Origin of the sequence: Methylobacterium sp. Leaf125 (genome assembly GCF_001423085.1) — a bacterium.
Taxonomy (GTDB): Bacteria; Pseudomonadota; Alphaproteobacteria; order Rhizobiales; family Beijerinckiaceae; genus Methylobacterium.
The window spans coordinates 183300-208639 of sequence record NZ_LMNU01000001.1 but is presented as its reverse complement, the minus strand read 5'-3'; the positions used below and the strand labels follow the sequence as shown (position 1 = coordinate 208639).

At 69.9% G+C, this 25340-nt stretch carries 22 protein-coding genes; 12 read left to right on the top strand and 10 right to left on the bottom strand.

Features of this window, described 5'->3' with window-relative positions; translation table 11 throughout:
* Positions 1-41 precede the first annotated feature (41 nt).
* Together ASF58_RS00895 and grpE are read left to right on the top strand one after the other, a co-directional pair.
* Complete coding sequence (locus ASF58_RS00895; protein ID WP_055948511.1) at positions 42-2831, top strand: [protein-PII] uridylyltransferase; 2790 nt, start codon at positions 42-44, stop codon at positions 2829-2831.
* Positions 2832-2935: 104 nt separating this feature from the next.
* Complete coding sequence (gene grpE / locus ASF58_RS00890; protein WP_055946239.1) at positions 2936-3553, top strand: nucleotide exchange factor GrpE; 618 nt, start codon at positions 2936-2938, stop codon at positions 3551-3553.
* 222 nt (positions 3554-3775) lie between these two features.
* Here the strand turns inward: grpE and ASF58_RS00885 are convergent, their stop codons facing one another.
* From ASF58_RS00885 to ASF58_RS00860, 6 genes are all read right to left on the bottom strand, one after another.
* Entirely contained in the window at positions 3776-4735 is a 960-nt protein-coding gene (locus ASF58_RS00885) for a hypothetical protein (protein WP_055946236.1), read from the bottom strand.
* A gap of 147 nt (positions 4736-4882) precedes the next feature.
* Positions 4883-5560 (bottom strand): alpha-ketoglutarate-dependent dioxygenase AlkB, encoded by a 678-nt coding sequence (locus ASF58_RS00880; RefSeq protein WP_055946233.1) that lies wholly within the window; start codon positions 5558-5560, stop codon positions 4883-4885.
* Between the two features lie 11 nt (positions 5561-5571).
* Positions 5572-6210 carry a 2,3-bisphosphoglycerate-dependent phosphoglycerate mutase gene (locus tag ASF58_RS00875; RefSeq protein WP_055946230.1) on the bottom strand — a complete coding sequence of 213 codons (639 nt, stop codon included), beginning with the start codon at positions 6208-6210 and terminating at the stop codon, positions 5572-5574.
* 211 nt (positions 6211-6421) lie between these two features.
* A complete protein-coding gene (gene dapB, locus ASF58_RS00870) occupies positions 6422-7219 on the bottom strand; it encodes a 4-hydroxy-tetrahydrodipicolinate reductase (protein ID WP_055946227.1) in 798 nt (265 codons plus the stop codon).
* Between the two features lie 77 nt (positions 7220-7296).
* The gene (locus ASF58_RS00865; protein ID WP_055946224.1) at positions 7297-8034 is read right to left on the bottom strand and encodes a MarC family protein; all 738 of its coding nucleotides are present in this window, start codon (positions 8032-8034) and stop codon (positions 7297-7299) included.
* 4 nt (positions 8035-8038) lie between these two features.
* The gene (locus ASF58_RS00860; RefSeq protein ID WP_055946221.1) at positions 8039-8773 is read right to left on the bottom strand and encodes a methyltransferase domain-containing protein; all 735 of its coding nucleotides are present in this window, start codon (positions 8771-8773) and stop codon (positions 8039-8041) included.
* A gap of 249 nt (positions 8774-9022) precedes the next feature.
* Between ASF58_RS00860 and gloB the strand changes: the two genes are divergently transcribed.
* The 8 genes from gloB (at position 9023) to lpdA (ending at position 20266) form a co-directional block, all read left to right on the top strand.
* Positions 9023-9802, top strand: coding sequence for a hydroxyacylglutathione hydrolase (gloB, locus tag ASF58_RS00855; RefSeq protein WP_055946218.1), 780 nt, complete (start codon positions 9023-9025; stop codon positions 9800-9802).
* Between the two features lie 259 nt (positions 9803-10061).
* The gene (locus ASF58_RS00850) at positions 10062-10691 is read left to right on the top strand and encodes a TetR family transcriptional regulator (RefSeq protein ID WP_338011819.1); all 630 of its coding nucleotides are present in this window, start codon (positions 10062-10064) and stop codon (positions 10689-10691) included.
* 273 nt (positions 10692-10964) lie between these two features.
* Entirely contained in the window at positions 10965-11927 is a 963-nt protein-coding gene (mdh, locus tag ASF58_RS00845) for a malate dehydrogenase (protein WP_055946216.1), read from the top strand.
* A 135-nt stretch (positions 11928-12062) separates the two neighbouring features.
* Positions 12063-13259, top strand: coding sequence for an ADP-forming succinate--CoA ligase subunit beta (gene sucC, locus ASF58_RS00840; RefSeq protein ID WP_055946213.1), 1197 nt, complete (start codon positions 12063-12065; stop codon positions 13257-13259).
* 8 nt (positions 13260-13267) lie between these two features.
* Positions 13268-14152, top strand: a complete 885-nt coding sequence (gene sucD / locus ASF58_RS00835) for a succinate--CoA ligase subunit alpha (RefSeq protein ID WP_055946209.1) — start codon at positions 13268-13270, stop codon at positions 14150-14152.
* 193 nt (positions 14153-14345) lie between these two features.
* A complete protein-coding gene (locus ASF58_RS00830) occupies positions 14346-17318 on the top strand; it encodes a 2-oxoglutarate dehydrogenase E1 component (RefSeq protein WP_055946206.1) in 2973 nt (990 codons plus the stop codon).
* A gap of 110 nt (positions 17319-17428) precedes the next feature.
* Positions 17429-18751 carry a 2-oxoglutarate dehydrogenase complex dihydrolipoyllysine-residue succinyltransferase gene (gene odhB, locus ASF58_RS00825; RefSeq protein WP_055946201.1) on the top strand — a complete coding sequence of 441 codons (1323 nt, stop codon included), beginning with the start codon at positions 17429-17431 and terminating at the stop codon, positions 18749-18751.
* Between the two features lie 114 nt (positions 18752-18865).
* Complete coding sequence (gene lpdA / locus ASF58_RS00820) at positions 18866-20266, top strand: dihydrolipoyl dehydrogenase (RefSeq protein WP_055946198.1); 1401 nt, start codon at positions 18866-18868, stop codon at positions 20264-20266.
* Between the two features lie 105 nt (positions 20267-20371).
* Here the strand turns inward: lpdA and ASF58_RS00815 are convergent, their stop codons facing one another.
* Entirely contained in the window at positions 20372-20917 is a 546-nt protein-coding gene (locus ASF58_RS00815) for a hypothetical protein (protein ID WP_244477190.1), read from the bottom strand.
* 263 nt (positions 20918-21180) lie between these two features.
* Between ASF58_RS00815 and ASF58_RS00810 the strand changes: the two genes are divergently transcribed.
* Positions 21181-21468: an MTH1187 family thiamine-binding protein gene (locus ASF58_RS00810; RefSeq protein WP_055946193.1), complete on the top strand. Its 288-nt coding sequence runs from the start codon at positions 21181-21183 to the stop codon at positions 21466-21468.
* Between the two features lie 25 nt (positions 21469-21493).
* Here the strand turns inward: ASF58_RS00810 and ASF58_RS00805 are convergent, their stop codons facing one another.
* Positions 21494-21748, bottom strand: coding sequence for a hypothetical protein (locus ASF58_RS00805; RefSeq protein ID WP_055946190.1), 255 nt, complete (start codon positions 21746-21748; stop codon positions 21494-21496).
* A 309-nt stretch (positions 21749-22057) separates the two neighbouring features.
* Between ASF58_RS00805 and ASF58_RS00800 the strand changes: the two genes are divergently transcribed.
* On the top strand, positions 22058-23533 hold the full coding sequence (locus tag ASF58_RS00800) for a sensor domain-containing diguanylate cyclase (RefSeq protein ID WP_162242023.1): 1476 nt from the start codon (positions 22058-22060) through the stop codon (positions 23531-23533).
* 24 nt (positions 23534-23557) lie between these two features.
* Here the strand turns inward: ASF58_RS00800 and ASF58_RS00795 are convergent, their stop codons facing one another.
* Complete coding sequence (locus ASF58_RS00795; protein WP_055946183.1) at positions 23558-24070, bottom strand: SRPBCC family protein; 513 nt, start codon at positions 24068-24070, stop codon at positions 23558-23560.
* A 61-nt stretch (positions 24071-24131) separates the two neighbouring features.
* Positions 24132-25079: a TAXI family TRAP transporter solute-binding subunit gene (locus ASF58_RS00790; RefSeq protein WP_055946180.1), complete on the bottom strand. Its 948-nt coding sequence runs from the start codon at positions 25077-25079 to the stop codon at positions 24132-24134.
* Positions 25080-25340: the final 261 nt, after the last annotated feature.

Sequence of the window (25340 nt, the reverse complement as noted above, 5' to 3'; positions counted from 1 at the left end):
GCCGCTGGCGTCATTCTGCCAACATGCTAACGGGGTTGGCCATGTTCGACGCCGTCGCCGCCCTCCACGACATCCTCGAGAACCTGGACCGCGACGCCCGCGAGGCGACGCGCCTGCGGGCGGTCCTGGTGCCGGAGCTGCGCCGGGTGATCGAGCTCGGGCGCGCCGATGCCGAGGCGCGGCTCCTGGAGGAGCGCGACGGCATCGCCTGCGCCCAGCGCCTGAGCCGCCTCACCGACGCGGTGATCCGCACCATCCACGACGCGGTGGTGTGGCGGCTCTATCCGAACGACAATCCCTCCACCGGCGAGCAGCTCGCCGTGGTGGCCACCGGCGGCTACGGCCGGGGTACCATGGCCCCGGGCTCGGACATCGATCTCCTGTTCCTGCTGCCCTACAAGCAGACCGCCTGGTCCGAGAGCGTCGTCGAGGCGATGCTCTACGTCCTCTGGGACCTCAAGCTGAAGGTCGGCCACGCCACCCGCTCGGTGGAGGAGTGCCTGCGCGAGGGCCGGGCCGACATGACCATCCGGACCTCGCTCCTCGAGGCGCGCTACCTGTTCGGCACCCGCGCCCTGTTCGAGGAGCTCGTCACCCGCTTCGACACCGAGCTGGTGATGTGGACCGCACCGGAATTCGTCGAGGCGAAGCTGCGCGAGCGCGACGCGCGGGTCTCGAAGGCGGGCGCCTCGCGCTACCTCGTCGAGCCCAACGTCAAGGACGGCAAGGGAGGCCTGCGCGACCTCAACACCCTGTTCTGGATCGCCAAGTACACCTACCGGGTCCGCGACCAGAGCGAGCTCGTGGCCGCCGGCCTGTTCACGCCCGAGGAGTACCGGGTGTTCGAGCGCTGCGACGAGCTGCTGTGGCGGGTGCGCTGCCACATGCACTTCGTCACGGGCCGGGCCGAGGAGCGCCTGTCCTTCGGCCTGCAGCCGAAGATCGCCGAGCGCTTCGGCTACGAGCCCCGCGGCGGGCTCTCCGGCGTCGAGCGCTTCATGAAGGCCTACTTCCTGATCGCCAAGGAGGTCGGGGACCTCACCGCCATCGTCTGCGCGGCCCTGGAGGCGCGCCACGCCAAGCGCACCCCGGTGCTCGACCGCTGGATCGGCCGCTTCCGCGACCGCTTCCGCGCCACCGCCATCGAGGCGGAGGACTTCGTCGACGATCACGGCCGCATCAACCTGCGCGACACGGACGCCTTCAGCCGCGACCCCGTGAACCTGATCCGGCTGTTCTGGCTCGCCGACCGGCACAACCTGCCGATCCACCCCGACGCCACCCGGGCGGCCAACCGCGCCCTGCGCCTGATCGGCCATTCCCTGCGGGCGGACGAGGAGGCCAACCGGCTCTTCCTCGACATCCTGACCTCGAAGAACTCGCCCGAGACGATCTTGCGGCTGATGAACGAGGCCGGCGTGCTCGGTCGCTTCATCCCGGATTTCGGCCGCATCGTCGCGATGATGCAGTTCAACATGTACCATCACTTCACGGTGGACGAGCACCTGCTGCGCGCCCTCGGGGTGCTCTCGGCCATCGAGTCCGGGCGCACCGAGGAGGAGCACCCCCTCGCCACCCGCCTGATCAACACGATCAGCAACCGGCGCGCCCTCTACGTCACCGTGCTGCTGCACGACATCGCCAAGGGCCGGCCCGAGGACCATTCCATCGCGGGCGCCGCCATCGCGGAGAAGCTCGGGCCGCGCTTCGGCCTGACCCCGGCCGAGACCGAACTCATGGCCTGGCTGGTGGAGCATCACCTGCTGATGTCGATGACCGCCCAGAGCCGCGACCTCTCGGACCCGAAGACCATCGAGAAGTTCGCCGGCGTGGTGCAGACCCTGGAGCGCCTGAAGCTCCTCACCATCCTGACCGTGGCCGACATCAAGGCCGTGGGACCGGGCGTCTGGACCGCCTGGAAGGGCACCCTGATCCGCACCCTCTACGACGAGACCGAGGTGGTGCTCTCCGGCGGCCATTCGGAGATCGCCCGCACCGACCGGGTCCGCCTGATCCAGATGGCCCTGCGCGAGCAGCTCAGCGACTGGCAGGCCGAGCTGTTCGACGCCTACGCGGCGCGCCACAACCAGGCCTACTGGCTGAAGGTCGACACCACCCGCCAGTACAAGCACGCGGGCTTCGTCAAGGCGCTGACGGCCGAGGGGCGCACCGTGGCCACCGCCACGGAGACCGATCCGGTCCGCGGCGTCACCGAGCTGACGATCTACTCGCCGGATCATCCGCGCCTGCTCGCCATTGTCACGGGGGCCTGCGCGGCCTCGGGGGGCAACATCGTCGACGCGCAGATCTTCACCACCACCGACGGTTTCGCCCTCGATTCGATCTTCATCTCGCGCGCCTTCGAGCGGGACGAGGACGAGCTGCGCCGGGCCGGCCGCATCACCGCCGCGATCGAGAAGGCGCTGCGCGGCGAGATCCGCATCGCCGACCTCGTGGCCGACAAGCACCCGCCGAGCGAGCGGTCGCGGACCTTCCTGGTGCCGCCCGACATGGCGATCGACAATGCCCTGTCGAGCCGCGAGACCGTGATCGAGATCACCGGCCTCGACCGCCCGGGCCTCCTCTACGAACTGACCACGGCGCTCAGCCGGCTCAGCCTCAACATCACCTCGGCCCATGTGGCGACCTTCGGCGAGCGGGCGGTGGACGTGTTCTACGTCACCGACCTCACCGGCACCCGGGTGACCCAGCCCGACCGCCAGGTGGCGATTCGGACGGCCGTGATGGAAGTCTTCGCCAGCGACGTGGCCGCGCTCCGGGCTGAAGGGCTCGATGCGCTGATCGACTCGCCGCCCCCGCGCGAGGCCTGAGCCGCGGCGTACGGGAAGCGAGGCGGCGCTGCGCGCTTGATTTCAGGGCGTCACCGCCTGATATCAGCGCCAACCCCGACACCGACAATCCCCGACGAAACCACATGATGGCGAACGACATGCACGATGAGCGGCGCGACCCGGCCCAGGCGGTCGAGGAGACCCCAGGGGCCGCGCAGGCCGAGTCTGCCGGATCCGGCGAGGCGATGCAGGCCGATGCGCTGGCCACCCTCGTGGCCGAGCGCGACGAGCTCAAAGACCGGGTGCTGCGCACCCTGGCCGAGATGGAGAACCTGCGCCGGCGTACCGAGCGCGAGGTGGCCGATGCCCGCGCCTACGCGGTGACCAACTTCGCCCGCGATCTCCTGAATTCGGCCGACAACATCCGGCGGGCCCTCGAGAGCATTCCCGAAGCGGACCGGACCGGTGCCGACGGCGCCTTCAAGGCCCTGATCGACGGGATCGAGCTCACCGAGCGCGATCTCGCCAAGACCCTGGAGCGGCACGGCGTCAAGCTGATCGAGCCGAAGGGCCAGCGCTTCGACCCCAACCGCCACCAGGCCATGTTCGAGGTCCCGGATCCGGAGGTTCCCGCCGGCACCGTCGTGCAGGTCATGCAGGCCGGCTACATCATCGGCGACCGCGTCCTGCGCCCCGCCCTGGTGGGCGTGGCCAAGGGCGGACCGAAGCCGACCGCCGCCAATCCAGCCGACGCCGCCTGACGCGCCTTTAAGCGCAGCACCACCCCTCTCCGCCCGGGGAGGGGGATCGCCGCCGAGACCGCAGCGTCATTCCGGGGCGCCGCAGGCGAGCCCGGAATCCAGAGCCGCCGACGGTCTGACATCCTGCACCCCCTGCCTGTGGGGCAACCGGCCGAGCGGTCAGAACGCGACCCGTCGCCCGGGCGACCACCCCCGCCCCGTGGAGGGCGGGGAGGCGTGCCCCTACCGCAGCTGCACGCTGTCCACGACCTCGCGGAACTTCGCCAGCACGCCCTCGCGCTTCTCGGCCTTCACGACGCCGACGGCGCGCAGGTAGCCGTCCGGCGCGAAGCGGATCGTCTGCGAGATCACCACCGGCGTGCCGGAGGCCGTGTCCACGGCGCGCGCCACGATCTCGTGCCAGTCGACGCCGTTCTGGCGGTAGCTCTGGGCCCGCTCGATCACGAAGTCCTTCATCGTCTGGTTCGAGTAGAGCGCCGCCCGCGCGAAGGCGTCGCGCTGTTCCGTGGCCGGCGGCGGCTGCACCGCCTGGGCCAGAACCAGGATCGGCTGCTCCAGGCCGAGCATCTCGTCCTTCGTGCCCTGCGTCAGCAGCACCGAATTGCCGGCGAGCACCCGCACCGGACGGAAGCCGGCGTCGTTGCCGATGCGGAAGGGCAGGGCGGCGACCTGCTGCTCCAGGGTCAGCGCCGGCCGGATGTGGATCCCGGTCAGCAGCCGCTTCATGGTCTCCTCGGTCTCGGCATCCGGCGTCGCCTGCGCGATGATGATGCCGGTCACGCTCGGGTCGCCGACGAGGAGCATCCACTTCTTGATCGCCGGGGTCCCGGCCGATTCCACCGCCGGCTGCTCGCCGGTGAACAGCACCGCGTCGACGTCGCCCGCGACCTTGATGGCCTGTCGGCTGGTGACGATGAAGCCCTGGGCCTTCAGGTTCGCATCGGTGAAGTTCGTCTCCAGGTCGGCGAAGGCGTTGGCCGGCAGCTCGACCACCGAGACCGTGGCACCGCCTTCCAGCCGCTCGAGGCCGGAGAAGCGCTTGGACGAGACCATGTCGGAGGGCGGGTCGAAGCCGAAGCGCGAACTCGGCGGGAAGACGGGGTCGGCCGCCAGGGTGGGTCCTGCCAGCCCCAGGACGAGGACCAGGAGGGAAACGGGACGAACGAGGTTACGCAGACGCATCGTATCGAATCTCCGCAAGGCCCCGGTCTCGGACCGGGCAAGGTCCGCCGGGCAAGGTCCGCTGGGCAAGGTCCGCCGTCCGTCCCGTGGCGGGAGCGGTCCGGCGCTGAGGCTGTCGCGATGGGTCGGCTCAACACCCCGCCGCTGTCAAGCGTCCGAGGGCCGCGTCACGCGTCGCAGGGTCAGGTTGCAGCGCCCGCCCGGCATGAGGAAATCCGGCACCGGTCCGGGGGCGGTGCCCTGGAGCAGGTCCGGTGCCTCCGGGACGAGGCGGTCGATTCCATGATGGATCAGCCGTGCGGGCCCGCCGATCACGAGCGCGTCACCGGCCCGGAGGCGCACCGAGCGGGTCGGGTCCGAGCGCCGGAGGCCGCCGTAGCGGAACAGGGCGGTGGCGCCCAGCGAGAGCGAGAGGACGGGCGCGTCGAGGGCATCCTCGTCCCGGTCCTGGTGCAGGCCCATGCGGGCGTCGGCCTCGTACAGGTTGACGAGGCAGGCCTCGGGCGGAGCGCCATACCCCGACAGGGCGTCCCAGGCGGCCCGCGCCGTGGGTGGGATGTCCGGCCAGGGGGTATCGGTCACGGGATGGCGTGCCTGGTAGCGGTAGCCCGCCCGGTCGGAGACCCAGCCGAGGGGCCCGCAATTCGACATCCGCACCGAGAAGGGCTGGTCGGTGCGGGGCATCCGCGGCGTGTAGGGCGGGGCGGCCCTCAGGGCTGTCGCGAGTTCGGCGGCGAGGCGTGCCTGCGCCGCCGCGTCGAGGTAGCCCGGCAGATGGAGCAGGCCGGGAACGAGGACGATCCCGGCCGGATCAGGGGACTCCATCGGTGCCGTGGTCAGACCTTATGGTCGATGTCGTGCTCCAGCACCGTCTTGCTCTCCACCGTGGTGTCGGCCTTGAGCTGATAGACGAGCGGGATGCCGGTGGCGATCTCGAGGCTGGCGATGGTCTTCGTGGTCATGCCGTCGAGCACCATCACCAGGGCGCGCAGGGAGTTGCCGTGGGCCGCCACCAGCACGCGCTCGCCCGCCATGACGCGGGGCAGGATGAACTGGATGTAGTAGGGCAGCACGCGCGCGGCGGTGTCCTTCAGGCTCTCGCCGCCGGGCGGCGGCACGTCGTAGGACCGGCGCCACTGGTGCACCTGGGCGTCGCCCCAGCGCTCGCGGGCGTCGTCCTTGTTGAGGCCGGAGAGATCGCCGTAATCGCGCTCGTTCAGCGCCTCGTTGCGGATCGTCTCGACCCCCTCCAGGCCCATCTCCTCCAGGATCAGCGCGCAGGTGCGCTGGGCGCGCTTCAAGTTGGAGGTGAAGGCCACGTCGAAGCCGTAGCCCTGCTCCTTGAGCCAGCGCCCGGCATTGCGGGCTTCCTCGACGCCGAGATCCGTCAGCTCGGGATCACGCCAGCCCGTGAACAGCTTCTTGAGGTTCCATTCGCTCTGGCCATGACGAGCGAGGACGAGAAGGCGATCCATCGGGGGATGATCCTCTTGGTCTTTGAGACGGCACGGCCTCGGCAGAGGCGCGGGCACAGGACGATGGTGCAGCGCAGCGAGCGCGCATCGGGCGGCTCATGCGCGCGTAAGTCTGAACGGCAGATGACGAAACGTGCCGGCCCGGTGCGGGCTCCGTATGAATGCCTGGCGACGCCTGACAACCCATGAACTTCCTCAAGTTCGGATGTCTCTACAGCCCGAGAACGTCGTCCATCCCGTAGAGGCCGGGGGGCTTGGCGAAGGCCCAGAGTGCGGCCCGCACCGCGCCGCGGGCGAAGACCGCCCGGTCCTCGGCATGGTGGCTGACGGTGATCCGCTCGCCCGGGCCGGCGAAGACCACGCTGTGGTCGCCCACCACCGTACCGCCGCGCAGGGTGGCGAAGCCGATGTCGCCGGGCCGGCGGGCGCCGGTATGCCCGTCGCGGGCGGAGACCCGGGTGTCGGCGAGCGAGACCCCACGCCCCGCCGCCGCCGCCTCGCCGAGGAGGAGGGCGGTGCCGGACGGGGCGTCGACCTTCATGCGGTGGTGCATCTCGACGATCTCGATATCGAAATCCTCCCCGAGGGCCGCCGCCATCCGGCGCACCAGGCCGGCGACGAGGTTCACCCCGAGGGACATGTTGCCCGAGCGCACGATGCGGGCATGGTGGGCGGCCGCCGAGAGCTTGGCGAGATCGGCCTCCTGCAGGCCCGTGGTGCCGACCACGTGGACGATGCGGGCCTGGGCGGCAAGCTCGGCGAAGAAGGTGGTGGCGGCCGGCGCCGTGAAGTCGAGGACGCCCTCGGCCGCCGCGAAGATCGGCAGCGGATCGTCCGTCACGGCGACGCCGAGGGGCGCGAGGCCCGCGAGCGTGCCGGCATCCTGCCCCAGCGCGGGGGAGCCGGCGCGCTCGATGGCGCCCGACAGGGTGCAGCCCTCGGTCTCCGCCACCGCGCGGATCAGCATCCGTCCCATGCGCCCGTCGGCGCCGACCACCACGAGCCGCATCGTCCTCAGCCTCCAGAGATTGTTGCCCACTGCCGCGTGCGCGTTGCGGTACAGCCTCCGGACGGACCGGACAAGGATCAGCGCCCCGCCTGCGCCAGCAGGGGCCCCAGCACGTCCGTGACGCCGTTCACGGTGATCTGGGTGCCGACGCAGAGGAGCAGGAAGGCGAAGAGGCGCCCCAGCACCCGCGCGCCCACGGGACCGATCCAGGTCACCACCCGGTCGGCCGAGCCGTAGGTGAAGCGCACGAGCACGGCGATGGCGAGCGCCGCCAGGGACATGCCGACGTAGAAGCCGATCCGGTCGGGGCCCGGGGCCGGACGGTTGGAGCCCAGCGCGATCGCCACCGCGATGGTGCCGGGTCCGGTGGTGAAGGGCAGCGTCAGGGGAAAGAACGCGATCTCGGCCAAGTTCCCGACCGAGCTCCCGGCCGGGTTTCCGGCCGCGTTCCCGGCCGCGTTTCCCGCCGGCTCCCGGGTCGCCTCCGCCTGCTTGCGCGCCTCTCGCGCCTCGGGCGCCGTCAGCAGCGTCCAGGCCGAGGCCGCCACCACGAGGCCCCCGGCGATGCGCAGAGCCGCCAGGGAGACGCCGAAGAAGTTGAGGATCGGCGCGCCGGCCCAGAGCGTCGAGAGCATGATCAGGGCGGCGTAGAAGCCGATGCGCTTGGCGAGCTCCAGGCGCTCGGCATGGGAGTTCAGGGCCGTCACCTGCGCGAAGATCAGCGACGAGCCGACCGGGTTCACGATGGAGAACAGCGAGGAGAAGGCGAGCACGAAGCTCTGCAGGGCCGCTTCGGGGGCGATGAGGCTCAGCATCCGCTCAGCCCGGCGAGGGGGCGGGCACCAGCACGCGGGCCGGTGCGAGGCGGGCCACCTTGCGCACCCGGCGCACGGCGACGGGACGGTAGAGCTGCTTGGTGGCGTCGACCACGTGCAGCCCGGCGAAGGGCAGCGACAGGCTCGTGCCCATCCGCTCCCAGGCGCTCGCCGTGCGCAGCAGCAGCCGGTTCTCCACCGGGGGCATGTAGAGGGTCTCGGCCCAGCCCTCGGGAGAGAACTGGGTGGTGCGCATCAGCCGGGCGAGCTGCGAGCGGCTGTAGGGCTGGCCATGGCCGAAGGGGGTCGCGTCGCGCCGGGCCCAGACGCCCCGGCGGTTCGGCACCACCAGGATCATGCGGCCGCCCGGGGTCAGCACGCGCCAGACGTCCTGCAGGAGTTCGGTCGGGCTCTCGACGGATTCCAGCGCGTGGACGAGGATCACCCGGTCCACGGCCGCCTCCGGCAGGGGCATCATGGTCGGGTCGGCGAGGGCCGAGCAGGAGCGGCCGCTGCCGGGCCAGTTCACCACGCCCTGCGTCGCCGGCATGAAGGCCAGTGTCCGTTCGGCGATGACGTGGACGGGGCCGAGATAGGGCGTGGCGTAGCCGAGCCCAAGGACCCGCAGGCCCGAGACCGAGCCGAGGAAGCCGTGGATCGCGCGCGCCACGATGCGGTGCGTCACCCCCCCGAGGGGGCTCGCATAGAAGGCGCGCAGATCGGTGACGTCGAGGCGCATGGCTCGGGTTTCGGTACGATCGCGCGGCTCGGGTCGGGATCGGCTCGAAGGCGCGCGACGAGAAAGGCTCACCCGCATCAATGGGGGGCGACGCCCGGCCCGACAAGCCCGGATCGGCCCAAGGCCCCGGATAGGAGCGGGGAAACCGCCCCTGGACCTGTCTCCTGCCGCACCCATCTTCCTGTGCCGCACCGAGGGTCCGCCGCACACCGCGTCGGCGCGGCCCGTCCCCGTCCGGAAGGAAGCCCCATGAGCGCCCCGAAGCCCGAGATCCGCACCTTCCTGTGCCGCAGCGACAACATCGGGGTCCTGATCCGCGATCCCGCCACCGGCGCCTGCGCCGCCATCGACGTGCCCGAGGCCGGCCCCGTGCTGGCGGCCCTCGACGAGACCGGCTGGACCCTCACCGACATCCTCGTCACGCATCGGCACGGTGATCACGTGGAGGGCATCCCGGAGGTGAAGCGCCGCACCGGCGCCCGGGTGACGGCACCCCTGAAGGCCGGCGACGGCGTACCGGACGTCGACGCCACGGTCGCGGAGGGCGACGTCGTCCGGGTCGGCGACCTCGTGGCGCGGGTCTGGGAGACGCCGGGGCACTGCGCCGACCATGTCACCTACTGGTTCGAGGCGGCGGGCGTGATCTTTGCCGGCGACACCCTGTTCACCCTCGGCTGCGGCCGGGTGATGGAGGCCGAGCCCGCCACCCTGTGGCGCTCGCTGGAGCGCTTCCTGCCGCTGCCGGACGAGACCCAGGTCTATAGCGGCCACGACTACGTGCTCTCCAACGCCCGCTTCGCGCGGGCGGCCGAGCCCGGCAATGCCGCCCTCGCCGCCCGGGCCGCCGAGGCCGAGCGGGCCCGGGCGGAGGGCCGCTTCCTGATTCCCACCACCCTGGGGGCGGAGCGCGCGACCAATCCGTTCCTGCGCGCCGGCGAGCCGAGCCTCGCCCAAGGGGTGGATCTCGCCCCCGGCACCCAGCCGTCGGTTGTCTTTGCCGCACTGAGGGCCTGGAAGAACCGGTTCTGAGTCGTTAAAGGGGCGTTACAGCGAGGCTGGTGCTGTCATTGATATTGGCCTCGTTGGACTTTCCGGGTGGAAATCCACTTCTCGCGAAGCGGCTCTGTCCGGATCGGTCCATCCCGTCCATCCACGAGCCCCGGTGTCCGATTTGATGCAGCCGCCCGGCCCGCCCTTCGCCTTCGGGCATGAGATCGACCTCGGCGAGAGCGGGGGAAGCGAACCGTCGGACGACCGGAAAGCCCCGGACAGCGCCGTCCGCCTCACGGTGCCGCGCGTCGCGCGTCCGGCACCACGGGCCGCGGCTCCCCTGGCCGTCGATGCGCGGCTCCTCGCCGTCGCCACGGAGCACCTGCGGCGCCTCGGTCCCAAGCGGGTCACCGTGGTGGCCGTCGCCGCCGAAGCGGGCATGACGCATGCCAACGTCTACCGCTACTTCCCGTCGAAGGACGCGCTCCTCGATGCCGTGGCGGGGCGCTGGCTGCGCGACGTCGAGGCGGAGCTCGCCCGCATCGCGGACGCGCCGGACCCGGCCGACGACAAGATCGAGCGCCTGCTCACCGCCCTGGCCAGCGTCCAGCGCGAGACCCTGGTCCACGAACCGAACCTCTTCGCCGTCCATCTCGACGCCACCGTGGGGGCACGGCCCATCGCCCGGCGTCACCGGGTCCGGCTGCGCAGCCTGGTCGAGCGGGTCGTCGAGGAAGGGATCGGGGCCGGTGCCTTCATCGCCCGCGACCGGGAGCGGGCCATCGCCCATATCTTCGACGCCAGCTACCGCTTCACCCATCCGCTGGCGATTCAGCACGATGCCGACCTGCCGCGCGACCTCGTGGAAGCCCGCCTCGGCGCCGTGATTCTGGCGATCCAGAAGGTGTTGCGGACGGGGACGCTCTGAGGCTCTGTGACAGAATTTCCTCTCTGTCACTTGGGCTCGATCCCGGGGTAAACTCGGCGCTCGTTTCTCTAACTCTCCGGTCCTGAACGGTTTTTTCCGAGCGGCCGGGAGCCCGGCCGGCACCCGTCCTGACCTTCGCCCTGCTTTGCCCTTCGTGCCTCGGTTGAAGCCCTGGGCCTTTTCCGCCACACACCGCCGCAGCAACGCGCCGGTGGTTTTTCAAGCCTCCCAGCGCCGCGACCGCCACGCAAGGACCGGAGGTTCGTTTCCCCCATGGCACGCAGCAAGATCGCGCTCATCGGCGCTGGACAGATCGGTGGAACCCTCGCGCACCTCGCCGGCCTGAAGGAACTCGGCGACGTCGTGCTGTTCGACATTGCCGACGGCGTTCCGCAGGGCAAGGGTCTCGACATCGCGGAATCCGCGCCCGTCGACGGCTTCGATGCGACCTACACGGGCGCCAGTGACTATGCGGCGATCGCGGGGGCCGACGTGGTGATCGTCACCGCCGGCGTGCCGCGCAAGCCCGGCATGAGCCGCGACGACCTGATCGGGATCAACCTGAAGGTCATGGAGGCCGTCGGCACCGGCATCAAGCAGCACGCGCCGGACGCCTTCGTCATCTGCATCACCAACCCCCTCGACGCGATGGTCTGGGCCCTGCAGAAGTTCTCCGGCCTGCCCACCCACAAGGTGGTCGGCATGGCCGGCGTGCTCGATTCGGCCCGCTTCCGCCACTTCCTCGCCGACGAGTTCAAGGTCTCGGTGGAGGACGTCACCGCCTTCGTGCTCGGCGGCCACGGCGACGACATGGTCCCGCTGGTGCGCTACTCCACGGTCGCCGGCGTACCCCTCCCCGACCTGGTCAAGCTCGGCTGGACCACGCAGGAGAAGCTCGACGCCATGGTCGAGCGCACCCGCAAGGGCGGCGGCGAGATCGTCAACCTGCTCAAGACCGGCTCGGCCTTCTACGCCCCCGCCGCCTCGGCCATCGCCATGGCCGAGAGCTACCTGCGCGACAAGCGCCGCGTGCTCCCCTGCGCCGCCTACCTCAACGGCGAGTACGGCGTCTCCGACATGTATGTCGGCGTGCCGATCGTGATCGGCGCGAACGGCGTCGAGCGCGTCCTCGAGGTCGAATTCAACGGCGACGAGAAGGCGATGTTCGACAAGTCGGTCGGCGCCGTGAAGACCCTGATCGAGGCCTGCAAGGGCGTGAACCCCGCACTGGCCTAGGTCGACCGTCATTCCGGGGCGCCGCGGGCGCGCCCGGAATCCAGGGCCGCCGATGCGGCAGGCTGGATCGCAACCTGTGTTTCTGGATCCCGGGCCCCGCTGCGCGGCCCCGGGATGACGCTGAGGTTCTCATCCATGAACATTCACGAGTACCAGGCCAAGGCGGTGCTGAAGGAATTCGGCCTGCCGGTTTCCAAGGGTGTGGCGATCTTCAAGCCGGAAGAGGCCGAGGCGGCCGCCCGGGAACTCGGCGGCCCGGTCTGGGTGGTGAAGTCGCAGATCCACGCGGGCGGCCGCGGCAAGGGCACCTTCAAGGGCGCTCCCGCCGGCGCCAAGGGCGGCGTGCGCGTCACCAAGTCCCTCGACGAGGTGAAGCAGTTCGCCGGCGAAATGCTGGGCCAGACCCTGGTCACGATCCAGACCGGCGAGGCCGGCAAGCAGGTCAACCGCCTCTACATCGAGGAGGGCGCCCAGATCGAGGCGGAGTTCTACCTCTCGATGCTGGTCGACCGCGAGACCGGAAAGGTCGCGTTCGTGGTCTCCACCGAGGGCGGCATGGACATCGAGACGGTGGCGCACGACACGCCCGAGAAGATCGTCACCTTCTCGGTCGATCCCGCCACGGGCGTGATGCCCCATCACGGCCGCCTCGTCGCCAAGACGCTCGGCCTCAGCGGCGCGCAGGCCAAGGAAGCCGGCGACCTCACCACCCGGCTCTACGAGGCGTTCACCGCCAAGGACATGAGCATGCTCGAGATCAACCCGCTGGTGCTCACCGGCGATGGCCATCTCAAGTGTCTCGACGCCAAGATCTCCTTCGACTCGAACGCCCTCTACCGCCACCCCGACATCGTCGCGCTCCGCGACGAGACCGAGGAGGACGCCAAGGAGATCGAGGCCTCGAAATACGATCTCGCCTACATCGCCCTCGACGGCACCATCGGCTGCATGGTCAACGGCGCCGGCCTCGCCATGGCGACCCTCGACATCATCAAGCTCTATGGCGAGGAGCCGGCGAACTTCCTCGACGTGGGCGGCGGTGCCTCCGAGGAGAAGGTCACCGCGGCCTTCAAGATCATCACCGCCGACCCGCAGGTGAAGGGCATCCTGGTCAACATCTTCGGCGGCATCATGAAGTGCGACGTGATCGCCAACGGCGTGATCGCGGCGGTGAAGGCGGTGGGCCTGCAGGTGCCCCTGGTGGTGCGCCTCGAGGGCACCAACGTCGAGAAGGGCAAGGAGATCATCCGGAATTCCGGCCTGAACGTGATCCCCGCCGACGACCTCGACGACGCCGCGCAGAAGATCGTCGCCGCCGTGAAGAAGGGCTGAGAGTACCCATGTCCATCCTGATCGACGCGAACACCAAGGTCATCTGCCAGGGCTTCACCGGCAAGAACGGGACCTTCCACTCCGAGCAGGCCATCGCCTACGGCACCAAGATGGTCGGCGGCACCAGCCCGGGGAAGGGCGGCTCCAAGCACCTCAACCTGCCGGTCTTCGATACGGTGGCGGAGGCCCGCGAGGCCACGGGCGCGACGGCATCGGTCGTCTACGTGCCGCCGCCGGGCGCGGCGGACGCGATCTGCGAGGCGATCCAGGCGGAGATCCCGCTCATCGTCTGCATCACGGAAGGGATCCCGGTCCTCGACATGGTGCGGGTCAAGCGCGCCCTGGAGGGCTCGAAGTCCCGGCTCGTCGGGCCGAACTGCCCCGGCATCGTCACCGCCGGCCAGTGCAAGATCGGCATCATGCCGGCCAACATCTTCAAGCCGGGCTCGGTGGGCATCGTCTCCCGCTCCGGCACGCTGACCTACGAGGCCGTGTTCCAGACCACCAATGCGGGCCTGGGCCAGACCACCGCGGTCGGCATCGGCGGCGACCCGGTGAAGGGCACGGAGTTCATCTCCATGCTCGAGCTGTTCCTCGCCGACGACAAGACCGAGTCGATCGTGATGATCGGCGAGATCGGCGGCTCGGCCGAGGAGGAGGCGGCGCAGTTCCTCGCCGACGAGGCCAAGCGCGGCCGCAAGAAGCCCATGGTCGGCTTCATCGCCGGCCGCACGGCGCCTCCGGGTCGCCGCATGGGCCATGCGGGCGCCATCATCTCGGGCGGCAAGGGCGGCGCCGAGGACAAGATCGCCGCGATGGAAGCGGCCGGCATCCGGGTCTCGCCCTCGCCGGCCCGCCTCGGCAGCACCCTCGTCGAGGTCCTGCGCGGCTGACACGCACGGGACGCGGGCCTCGCGTTGTACGAGGTTCAGGTCCGCGACCCCATCTGACGACTGAGCGACGCGAGCCCATCGGGGCCCGCGTCTTTCCCGAGACATCCGATCCCGGCCGCGATCCGCGCGGATGGGGTCGGGCAGGGGGCCTCCCCGGCGGAGGACCCCGCACAGCGGCAGGATGACCCGAACGATGGCACGCCAGGACGCGCTCGAAACCTCGTTCCTCTACGGCGGCAACGCCGCCTATATCGAGGAGCTGCAGGCGTCTTACGCCCGTGATCCGAACTCGGTCGACCCCGAGTGGCAGACGTTCTTCCGGTCCCTGAACGAGGACAAGGGCCTGGCGGAGAAGAACGCCGCCGGCGCCTCGTGGGAGCGGCCGAACTGGCCGATTCACGCCAACGGCGAGATCGTCTCGGCCCTCGACGGCAACTGGGCCACCGTCGAGAAGGCGATGGGCGACAAGATCCGCGCCAAGTCCGACACCGCGACGGCCCCGGCCAAGGGGGCCGTCATCGCCTCGGCTCCCGGGATCTCGGTGGAGCAGGCGACGAAGGATTCGGTCCGCGCGATCATGCTGATCCGCGCCTACCGCATGCGCGGCCACCTGCACGCCAAGCTCGATCCCCTCGGCCTCGCCCCCCGCGGCGACCACGAGGAACTGCATCCGCAGCATTACGGCTTCGAGGAGAAGGACTGGGACCGCCCGATCTTCCTCGACAACGTGCTCGGCCTCGAATTCTCGACCATCCGGGAGATCGTCGAGATCCTGGAGCGCACCTACTGCCAGACGCTCGGCGTCGAGTTCATGCACATCTCCAACCCGGAGGAGAAGGCGTGGATTCAGGAGCGCATCGAGGGCAAGGGCAAGGAGATCACCTTCACCCCCGAGGGCCGGCGCGCGATCCTCAACAAGCTGATCGAGGCGGAGGGCTTCGAGAAGTTCCTCGACCTCAAGTACACCGGCACCAAGCGCTTCGGCCTCGACGGCTCGGAGGCGATGATCCCGGCCCTCGAGCAGATCATCAAGCGCGGCGGCGCGCTCGGTGCCGAGGAGATCGTCGTGGGCATGGCCCACCGCGGCCGGCTCAACGTGCTCACCAACGTGATGGCCAAGCCCTTCCGGGCGGTGTTCAACGAGTTCAAGGGCGGCTCGGCCAACCCGGCCGAAGTCGAGGGCTCCGGCGACGTGAAGTACCATCTCGGTGCCTCGTCGGACCGTGCCTTCGACGGCAACAACGTCCACCTCTCGCTCACCGCGAACCCGTCGCACCTCGAGATCGTCGATCCCGTCGTGCTCGGCAAGGTGCGCGCCAAGCAGGACCAGCGGGCCAAGCCCACGGTGGAGCGCACCCGCGTGGTGCCGCTGCTCATCCACGGCGACGCGGCCTTCGCGGGCCAGGGCGTGGTGGCCGAGTGCCTCGGCCTGTCCGGCCTGAAGGGACACCGCACCGGCGGCTCGATCCACTTCATCATCAACAACCAGATCGGCTTCACCACCGATCCGCGCTTCTCGCGCTCCTCGCCCTATCCGTCCGACGTGGCGAAGATGGTCGAGGCGCCGATCTTCCACTGCAACGGCGACGACCCGGAGGCCGTGACCTTCGCGGCCAAGATCGCGATCGAGTACCGCCAGCGGTTCGGCAAGCCCGTCGTCATCGACATGCTCTGCTACCGCCGCTTCGGTCACAACGAGGGCGACGAGCCGGCCTTCACCCAGCCGAAGATGTACCAGCGCATCCGCAAGCACCCGACGGCGCTGGAGACCTACGGCAAGAAGCTCGTCGCCGAGAGCGTGGTGAGCCAGGAGCAGCTCGACGCGCGCAAGGCCGAGTTCCGCGCCATGCTCGACGCCGAGCTGGAGGTCGCGACGAACTACAAGGCCAACAAGGCCGATTGGCTCGACGGCCGCTGGGCCGGCTTCAAGGCCGTCCGCGAGGACGTGGACGATCCGCGCCGCGGCAAGACCGGCGTGCCGGTGGAGACCCTGCGGGAGATCGCCCAGCGCATCACCACGCCGCCCCCCGGCTTCCACCTGCACCGGACGATCCAGCGCTTCTTCGACAACCGCGCCAAGGCGGTGGACTCGGGCCAGGGCATCGATTGGGCCACCGCCGAGGCGCTGGCCTTCGGCTCGCTCCTCATCGAGGGGAATCGCGTCCGCCTCTCGGGCCAGGACGTGGAGCGCGGCACCTTCTCGCAGCGCCACGCGGTGGTGATCGACCAGGAGAACGAGCAGCGCTACACCTCGCTGAACTCGATCCGCGAGGGCCAGGCCAGCCTGGAGGTCATCAACTCGATGCTCTCCGAGGAGGCGGTGCTCGGCTTCGAGTACGGCTACTCCGCGGCCGAGCCCAACGCCCTGGTGCTGTGGGAGGCGCAGTTCGGCGACTTCGCCAACGGCGCCCAGGTGGTCATCGACCAGTTCATCTCGTCGGGCGAGCGCAAGTGGCTGCGCATGTCGGGCCTGACCCTGCTGCTGCCGCACGGCTACGAGGGCCAGGGCCCGGAGCACTCCTCCGCCCGCCTGGAGCGCTTCCTGCAGATGTGCGCCGAGGACAACATGCAGGTCGCCAACTGCACCACGCCCTCGAACTACTTCCACATCCTGCGGCGCCAGCTGCACCGCGAGTTCCGCAAGCCGCTCATCCTGATGACGCCGAAGTCGCTTCTGCGCCACAAGAAGGCGGTCTCGCCGATCGAGGCCATGGCGGAGGGCTCGAGCTTCCACCGCGTGCTCTGGGACGATGCCGAGCGCGACGAGGACGGCATCAAGCTCGTGAAGGACGACAAGGTCCGGCGCGTCGTGCTGTGCTCGGGCAAGGTCTATTACGACCTCTACGAGGAGCGCGAGAAGCGTGGCGTCAACGACGTCTACCTGATGCGCGTCGAGCAGCTCTACCCGTTCCCCCTGAAGGCCCTGGCCAACGAGATGGCGCGCTTCCGCAACGCCGAGGTGGTGTGGTGCCAGGAGGAGCCGAAGAACATGGGCTCCTGGGCCTTCGTCGAGCCCTACCTCGAATGGGTGCTCGGCCAGGCCCAGTCGCCGGTGAAGCGTGCGCGCTACGTCGGTCGCCCGGCCTCCGCCTCCACGGCGGTGGGCATGCTCTCCAAGCACCAGGCCCAGCTCCAGGCCTTCCTCAACGAGGCGCTGGCGGTCTGACCGCCGGCCCTCTCTTCACGTTACTCGCCTCCACGTTACTCGCCCCCACGTTTCTCGATCCGAGGGCGCCGCAGAGCGGCGTCCCAACCCCTCCGGACGGACACTGAACCATGGCAACCGATATCGTCGTCCCGACCCTGGGCGAATCCGTGAGCGAGGCCACCATCGGCCGCTGGTTCAAGAAGCCGGGCGACGCCGTGGCGGCCGATGAGCCCTTGGTGGAACTCGAGACCGACAAGGTCACCCTCGAGGTGAACGCGCCGGCCGCGGGTCAGCTCGGCGAGATCCTGGCCAAGGACGGCGAGACGGTGGAGCCCGGCGCGCTCCTCGGTTCGATCGTCGAGGCCGGGGCCGGCGGGGGCAAGGCCGCGGCACCGAAGAAGGCCGAGACCAAGCCCGAGACGGAGACCAAGTCCGAGACTAAGTCCGAGACCAAGCCCGAGACCAAGGCCGCGGAAGCGCCGGCCCAGGACACCTCGGCCGGCTACGGCAACCATGGCGATGGCGCCCCGCCGGCGGCTCGGGAGAGCGGCGATCACGGCCCCGCGGTCGCCAAGATGGCGCGTGAGTCCGGAATCGACCCCGCGACCCTGAACGGCAGCGGCAAGGATGGCCGCGTGACCAAGGGCGACATGCTCGAGGCCACGTCGAAGGCTCCCTCCGCCCCGGCACCGGCCCCCGCGCGGGAGGCCAAGCCCGCCGCCCCGCGCGCACCCTCGAAGCCCGACGATGCGGCGCGCGAGGAGCGCGTGCGCATGACCAAGCTGCGCCAGACCATCGCCCGCCGTCTCAAGGACGCGCAGGACAGTGCCGCGATGCTGACGACGTTCAACGACGTCGACATGTCGGCCGTGATGGCGATGCGGAGCCAGTACAAGGACATCTTCGAGAAGAAGCACGGCACCAAGCTCGGCTTCATGGGCTTCTTCACCAAGGCGGTGATCGGCGCCCTCAAGGACGTTCCGGCGGTGAACGCCGAGATCGACGGGCAGGACCTCGTCTACAAGAACTACTACCACATCGGCATCGCCGTCGGCACCGATAAGGGCCTCGTGGTGCCGGTGGTGCGCGACGCCGACGACCTGTCGATCGCCGGCATCGAGAAGAAGATCGCCGGCTTCGGCAAGAAGGCCCGCGAGGGCAAGCTCTCCATCGACGAGATGCAGGGCGGCACCTTCACGATCACCAACGGCGGCATCTACGGCTCGCTGATGTCGACGCCGATCCTCAACGCGCCGCAATCCGGCATCCTCGGCATGCACCGCATCGAGGAGCGCCCCGTGGTGCGCGCCGGCAAGATCGAGGCGCGCCCGATGATGTACCTCGCCCTGTCCTACGATCACCGCATCGTCGACGGGAAGGAGGCGGTGACCTTCCTCGTGCGCGTCAAGGAGGCGCTGGAGGATCCGGCACGCCTCGTGCTCGACCTCTAAGGCCCGGCAGCTGCCGTCCGCCGGCCGCGCTCCCGCGCGGCCGGACGCTTCCGTGCGCTTCGTACTTCGATGGTGGGGCATGACCCGCCGCCCAATCCAGCGAGTCAGATTCCTATGTCCTACGATCTCGTCGTCATCGGCACCGGCCCCGGCGGTTACGTCTGCGCCATTCGCGCCGCCCAGCTCGGCCTCAAGACGGCCGTGGTGGAGAAGCGGGCCTCCCACGGCGGCACCTGCCTCAACGTCGGGTGCATCCCGTCGAAGGCCCTGCTGCACGCCTCCGAGGCGTTCGAAGAGGCGGGCAAGCACTTCGCCGATATGGGCGTGATGGTCAGCGCGCCCGAACTCGACCTCGCGAAGATGATGACGTTCAAGCAGGACGGCGTCGACGGCAACACCAAGGGCGTCGAGTTCCTCCTCAAGAAGAACGGCATCGACGCCTATCGCGGCACCGCGCGCCTCGCCGGTGCCGGCCGCGTCGAGGTGCTGTCCGAGGATGGCGGCAACCAGCTCCTGGAGACGAAGAACGTCGTCATCGCCACGGGCTCGGACGTCACCAAGCTCCCGGGCGTCACCATCGACGAGACCGTCGTCGTCTCCTCCACCGGTGCGCTCACCCTGGAGAAGGTCCCGGGCAGGCTCCTCATCATCGGCGCCGGCGTCATCGGCCTCGAACTCGGCTCGGTCTGGCGCCGCCTCGGCTCCGAGGTCACCGTGGTCGAGTATCTCGACCGGATCCTGCCGGGCATGGACGGCGAAGTCGGCAAGCAGTTCCAGCGCATCCTCGGCAAGCAGGGCATGCAGTTCAAGCTCTCGTCGAAGGTCACGGGCGTCGAGGTCAAGGACGGCGCCGCCACCGTCACGGTGGAGCCCGCCGCCGGCGGGGAGGCCGAGAAGCTGCAGGCCGACGTCGTGCTCGTGGCCATCGGCCGGGTGCCCTATACCGAAGGCCTCGGGCTGGAGACGGTGGGGGTCGGCCTCGACAACAAGGGCCGCATCCAGACGGACAGCCACTACGCCACCAACGTCACGGGCATCTACGCCATCGGCGACGTCATCGCCGGGCCGATGCTGGCCCACAAGGCCGAGGACGAGGGTGTCGCCGTGGCCGAGCTGCTGGCCGGCCAGTCGGGTCACGTGAACTACGGCGTCATCCCGAACGTGGTCTACACCTACCCTGAGGTCGCTTCCGTCGGAAAGTCGGAGGAGGAACTCAAGAAGGACGGCATTGCCTACAACAGCGGCAAGTTCCCGTTCACCGCCAATGGCCGTGCCAAGGTGAACCACACCACGGACGGCTTCGTGAAGATCCTGGCCGACGCCACCACCGATCGTGTCCTCGGCGTCCACATCGTCGGGGCCGATGCCGGCAACCTGATCGCGGAAGTCGCGGTGGCGATGGAGTTCGGCGCCTCGGCCGAGGACGTCGCCCGCACCTGCCACGCCCACCCGACCCTTACCGAGGCGGTCAAGGAAGCCGCCCTCGCGGTCGGCAAGCGCGCGATCCACATCTGAGCCGCAGCGCCTTTCCGAGAACGAAGACGGTCGTCGTGTCACGAGCGGCGGCCGTTTTCGTTGGGGGCATCACGTCGCCGAGCCGCGCCATCGTCGAGAGGGCGGTCAGGGGGCTTGGCAGTCCATCACCTCGGCGGCCTGGGCCACGCTGAGGGCACGCTCGCGAACCTGCCGCGAGAGGCCCGGCCGCTCGGAGACAGCGGCCGCTTCCCGTTCGAGGCGGACGTTGCAGGCGCAGGACCGATGCCCGGCCGCATCGAAGCAGGCGTCGTGGCGCAGGCAGGCGGCATCGAGATCGTCGGTCGGCGGCAAGCCCTCGCCCCGTTGGCCGGCACCGCAATAATTGCCGTGGAACAGGGCCTTGCCCTCCAGCACCTGCGCGAGATCGGCCTTGGGAAGCGGCGGCTCATCCGGCCGGTCGACCTCGGTCAGGTCGTTGGCCGGGCCACCGGCTCGGTCGGCAGAGCCGCGAAGCGCCCGCGGAATACCGGAGTTCGGGCCGGGCTGGTTCAAGGGCTCGCCGGCACGCCCGTTGGGATCGGCCAGATCGGGGAGCGGCGGTGGCGGTCCCGGGCGCACCGCCTCCACCTCGACGGCCGGTGCCTCGGTCGCGGCCTGGGCCGGCGCTTCCCAGGCCGTCGACAGCAGCAGAGCGGCGATCGCCGCGGCGAGGGCGCGAAACCTGTCGGTCAAGGCTCGATCGTCTCCTGTCCTCCGGACCTCTCGACAGACGCGCCCCGTGAGGCGCGGAGGGGTCCCCGTCGGTCAGCAGATACGGCGAAGATGCGGATTCCGTTCCCCCCGCCCTGATCCACCAGCGGCCCCGCGGTGAGAGCGGTCGGCGTCCGGACATGGTTGACAGACCGGAGCGCGTGCGACCTCTGACAGCGTCAGCAGGCACCGGGAGACACATCATGAAGGTCGTGGCGGATCTGTGCATCGTTCCGATGGGCGTCGGCCCCTCGGTCTCGCCCTACGTGAAAGAGATCAAGGCGGTCATCGACGCCAGTCCCCTCAATGCCGAGATGCATGCCAACGGGACCAATATCGAGGGCGAACTCAGCGACATCTGCGCCCTCATCGAGGCCTGCGAGGCCAGATTGAGCGAGATCGGTGTTCAGCGGGTCTTCTTCACCATGGCGTTCTCGTCGCGGCGCGACAAGGAACAGTCCATGGCGGACAAGCTGAAGGCCGTTCTCTGAACGGGATCCGCGGCGGCGCGGATCGTCACGGCTTCGCCGGATCCGTCTTCGGTCGATCGAGCTTCTCGCCCGCCACGCATTCCCGCAGGTAGGTCTCACGATGCGCGCCCGTGAACGCGTTCTTGTCGGCCTGCGCGGCGCAGACCGCCTCGTCGTGCGCCTGCCTGCTCGCAGGCGGGGCGACGGCCGGTGCCTGGGCCGCGGCCGGGGTTGCCAGCCCGAAGGCCGGGCCGGCCAGCCCGAAGGCAAGGAGCAGGATGTGACGATGCCGGGATGCCATGAAGGGTCCTTCCGTCCTGTGCGCCGTCCGGTTCGGTCCGCGTCGCCGGGGCAACGCGGCCGAACGGTCCTTGATCCGCCCGCCCGCCAATCCGCAATGGTCCATCAGCGTACGCATACGCAGGAAACGGAGAAAGAATTAACTGGCTCTCGGTGATGAAAGGACTCTGGCGGCGGTCGTTCTCCTTGCTCACGCCGCGCTGACCGCAGATCAACGATGGATGTCAGGGTGCTGACGATGCCCAAGCGACCCGTCCTGCTGCAGCGATTTCGATGGACGCATTCGGCCCGGTGGCTGAGTGCCATCAACTTGCTTTCGATTATCGGTCTCTGCGCCGTCTCGGCCTTCATGCTCTGGCAGATGCGCCTTGATTCGGCCCGGCGCTCGGAGGTGACGTCGCGGAGCCTCGTGCAGGTTCTGGGGCGCGATATCGCCCGGAACATCGAGCTCTATGATCTCTCCCTGCGGGCCGTCGTCGATGGCCTGAAGCTTCCCGATCTGGCCCAGGCGGATCCCGAGCTCCGGCAGATGATCCTGTTCGATCGCGCCGCCACGGCCGAGAACTTCGGCCACACCCTGGTGTTCGACCGAGTCGGGAAGCTAATCATCAGCTCGAAATCCCTCGCCCCCGAGCCGCTGAACTACGCCGACCGCGAATATTTCCAGTACCACATCACTCACCCGGGCAACGAGCTGCACATCAGCCAGCCCCTGGTTTCGCGCCTCACGGGCAAGCGGGTGCTGATCATCAGCCGGCGCCTGTCGGACCCGGATGGCAGCTTCGCGGGGGTCGTGCTCGGTTCGATCTATCTCGACTACTTCCGCCAGCTGTTCGCCGCCGTCGGTGCCGATCATGCCGGCACCGTCACCCTCTACGGTCCGGGCGGCACGATCGTCATGCGCGAGCCCTACGACGAGGGCGTCATCGGGCGGAGCGTCTCGGCCACGGACAGCTACCGGAAGTTCTTCGATGCACCGGAGGGCCGCTTCACCGGCCCTGCGATGGTCGGCGAGGGCAGCCGCGACTTCGTGTTCACCAAGGTCGGCGACCTGCCGCTTCACCTCAGCATCGCCGTGGCGCCGGAGGAGATCTATGCCGATTGGTGGCACCGCGCCCTGGTCCTCGGGGGGGTGGTGCTGAGCCTGTGCGCCTCCACCATCGTCCTGACCTGGCTGTTCCGCCGCGAGCTGCACCAGCGCAGGGCGGCGGAGCAGGCGGCCCTCGACCTCAACGTCCAGCTCGAGAAGCTGGCCACCACCGATGCCCTGACGGGCCTCGCCAACCGGCGACGGTTCGACGATGCGCTGGAACGCGAATGGCGCCGTGCGGTCCGCAACCAGCTGCCCCTCTCCCTCATCGTCCTCGATGCCGACTACTTCAAGGGCTTCAACGACCGCTACGGGCACCAGCGGGGCGACGAGGCCCTCCGGCTGATCGCGCGCTCCATCGAGGCCAGCATCGCCAATGCCTCCGACACGGCCTGCCGCATCGGTGGTGAGGAATTCGCCGTGATTCTGCCCGAGACCGACGCGGCGGGGGCGGAGATCGTCGCCCACCGCATCCGCGAGGCCGTGGCGGGCTGGAAGGTCCCGCATGCGAGCAGCCCCCTCGGGGTGCTCACCGTCAGCCTGGGCCTGGCGCAGATCCCCGAAATCCGGGCGGCCGACGCCGCCGCCTTCGTCGAGGCGGTGGACCAGGCGCTCTACGCGGCCAAGGCGAACGGGCGCAACCAGGTCCAGGTGCGGCGCCGGGACAAGGCCGGTCTTCGCCTCGCCGCGGGCTGATCCCGGATCGGGGGTCGCGGGGACCTATCGCGGGCGGGTCGCCGGAGCGCCGAGCTCCCGGGCGATGCCGTCGAGGCCTTGGTCGTAGACGCCCTCGATGTCGACCCGGGCCTCGGCCTCGCTCATGCCGGCCGGGTCGAAGGTGGCGCTCCACACCACCGTCGCGCCGGCGCCGTTCGGCCGGACCTGCAAGGTGGCATTGTAGGCCGCCACCGGTAGGGGCCCCTCGATGAAGGCGTAGCTGTAGCTCATCCCGGCCTCATCGCGCCGGGTCTCGGCTTCGACGAGGGTGCCGAGGCCTCCGGCGACGACGAGGCGGCGGACGGGCTCGTTGTCCTCCCGGTCGGCGTCGTCCCGGGTTCCGGATGCTTCGCAGGCGACCACCTGCGGGTGCCACAGGGCGATGGAGCAGAAGCCGCCGATGAGCGCCCACACGGCGGCGGCCGGGGCCGGGATGTCGCGGCTGCGCGAGACCTCGATCGCGCTGGCTGGGCCGGCGAGGAGCGTGAGGGTGACTCCCAGGATGGCCTGCCGCATGTCATTCCCCCCGTTTCCGCTCAGCGCAACCGGCTGACGAGAGGGAAGGTTGCGCCTCCGCTCACGGAAGCGCTCCGCTGTCGCGCAGGTAGGCGGCGCTTGCCGGGTGCAGCCAGCCCCGCGGCACGGCGTCGATCAGGTTGCGCGGGTCGCTGTCGCCGCCCTGCGGGTAGATCCGCGCGAGGCTCGCCTGGCTTCGTGCCAAGGCCGCCACGAAGCGTGCCACTTGCGCGCCGTCGATGTCCGGCCGGGCGAGGACGAAGCTCCAGGAGCCGACGGTCTCGATGGGCGCGTGCTGCCCCGCGAAGGCCCCTGCCGGAACGGTGCGGCGGCGGAGGGAGGTTCCGAGCGCCAGGATGCGGTCGATCGCATCGGCGGGCGGCCCGAAGAAGCGGGCGCCGCCGGGCGCCTCCCCCAGCGTGCGGAAGCCCGGCCAGCCGAGCCCCGCCCCCCAGAGCGCCGCGGCGCGCCCGTCCTGCACCATGACCGCTCCGTCGCCGGCCCGGTCGAGGAGGATCGGCGCGATGTCGCGGTCGGGGTCGAGGCCTGACCCTGCCAGGACGGTCCGGCCCATGACGGTGAGGCCGGAGGCGTGGGTGCCCAGCACGACGCGCCTGCCGCGCAGGTCCGGCACACCGTGGATCTGGCTGGCGGCCGGGACGACGAAGAGGCCCGGCGAGGCGTTCACCGGCGCGACCACGGTGATTCGCGGCCCCGCCGCGGGCTCGGCCTTGAGGGTGTCATAGGCATAGTCGCCCTGGACCAGGGCGAGATCGACGGAACCGCCCTTCAGGAGGCCGACATTCTCGGCCGAGCCCTTGGAGGGCTGCAGGGCGATGGACAGCGCGGGATCGACCGTGCGGAGCGCCTCCACCAGCGCCTGGCCGAAGGCGGGGAACGAGCCGCCGGGCGTCGCCGTCGCCAGGACGAGCCCGCCGGCCGATCGCGCCCGCCGGGACGGGACCAGCGTTGCCGCCGTGGCCGCGATGAGGAACGAGCGCCTGAGCATGGGTCCATCCGGTGGATCATGGGCCGCGGGAACATGGCCTGCGGGATCGTGGGCCGCGGGAACATGGCCCGCGGGATCGTGGGCCGCCGCGTCCCTGCGGAGATCGCCTCGCGCGTGCAGGGTCGCGATCAGCATTCAAGCGGAGGCGAGGGAGCCTGCGCAAGGGGCTGCCGCAAACGAACCGTCACCCCTGCCGATGGAGCCAAAACCGGTCTCGGATGCTTGATCCGATGAGGCGTGGCCCGCTGGGCCTCGCGCACC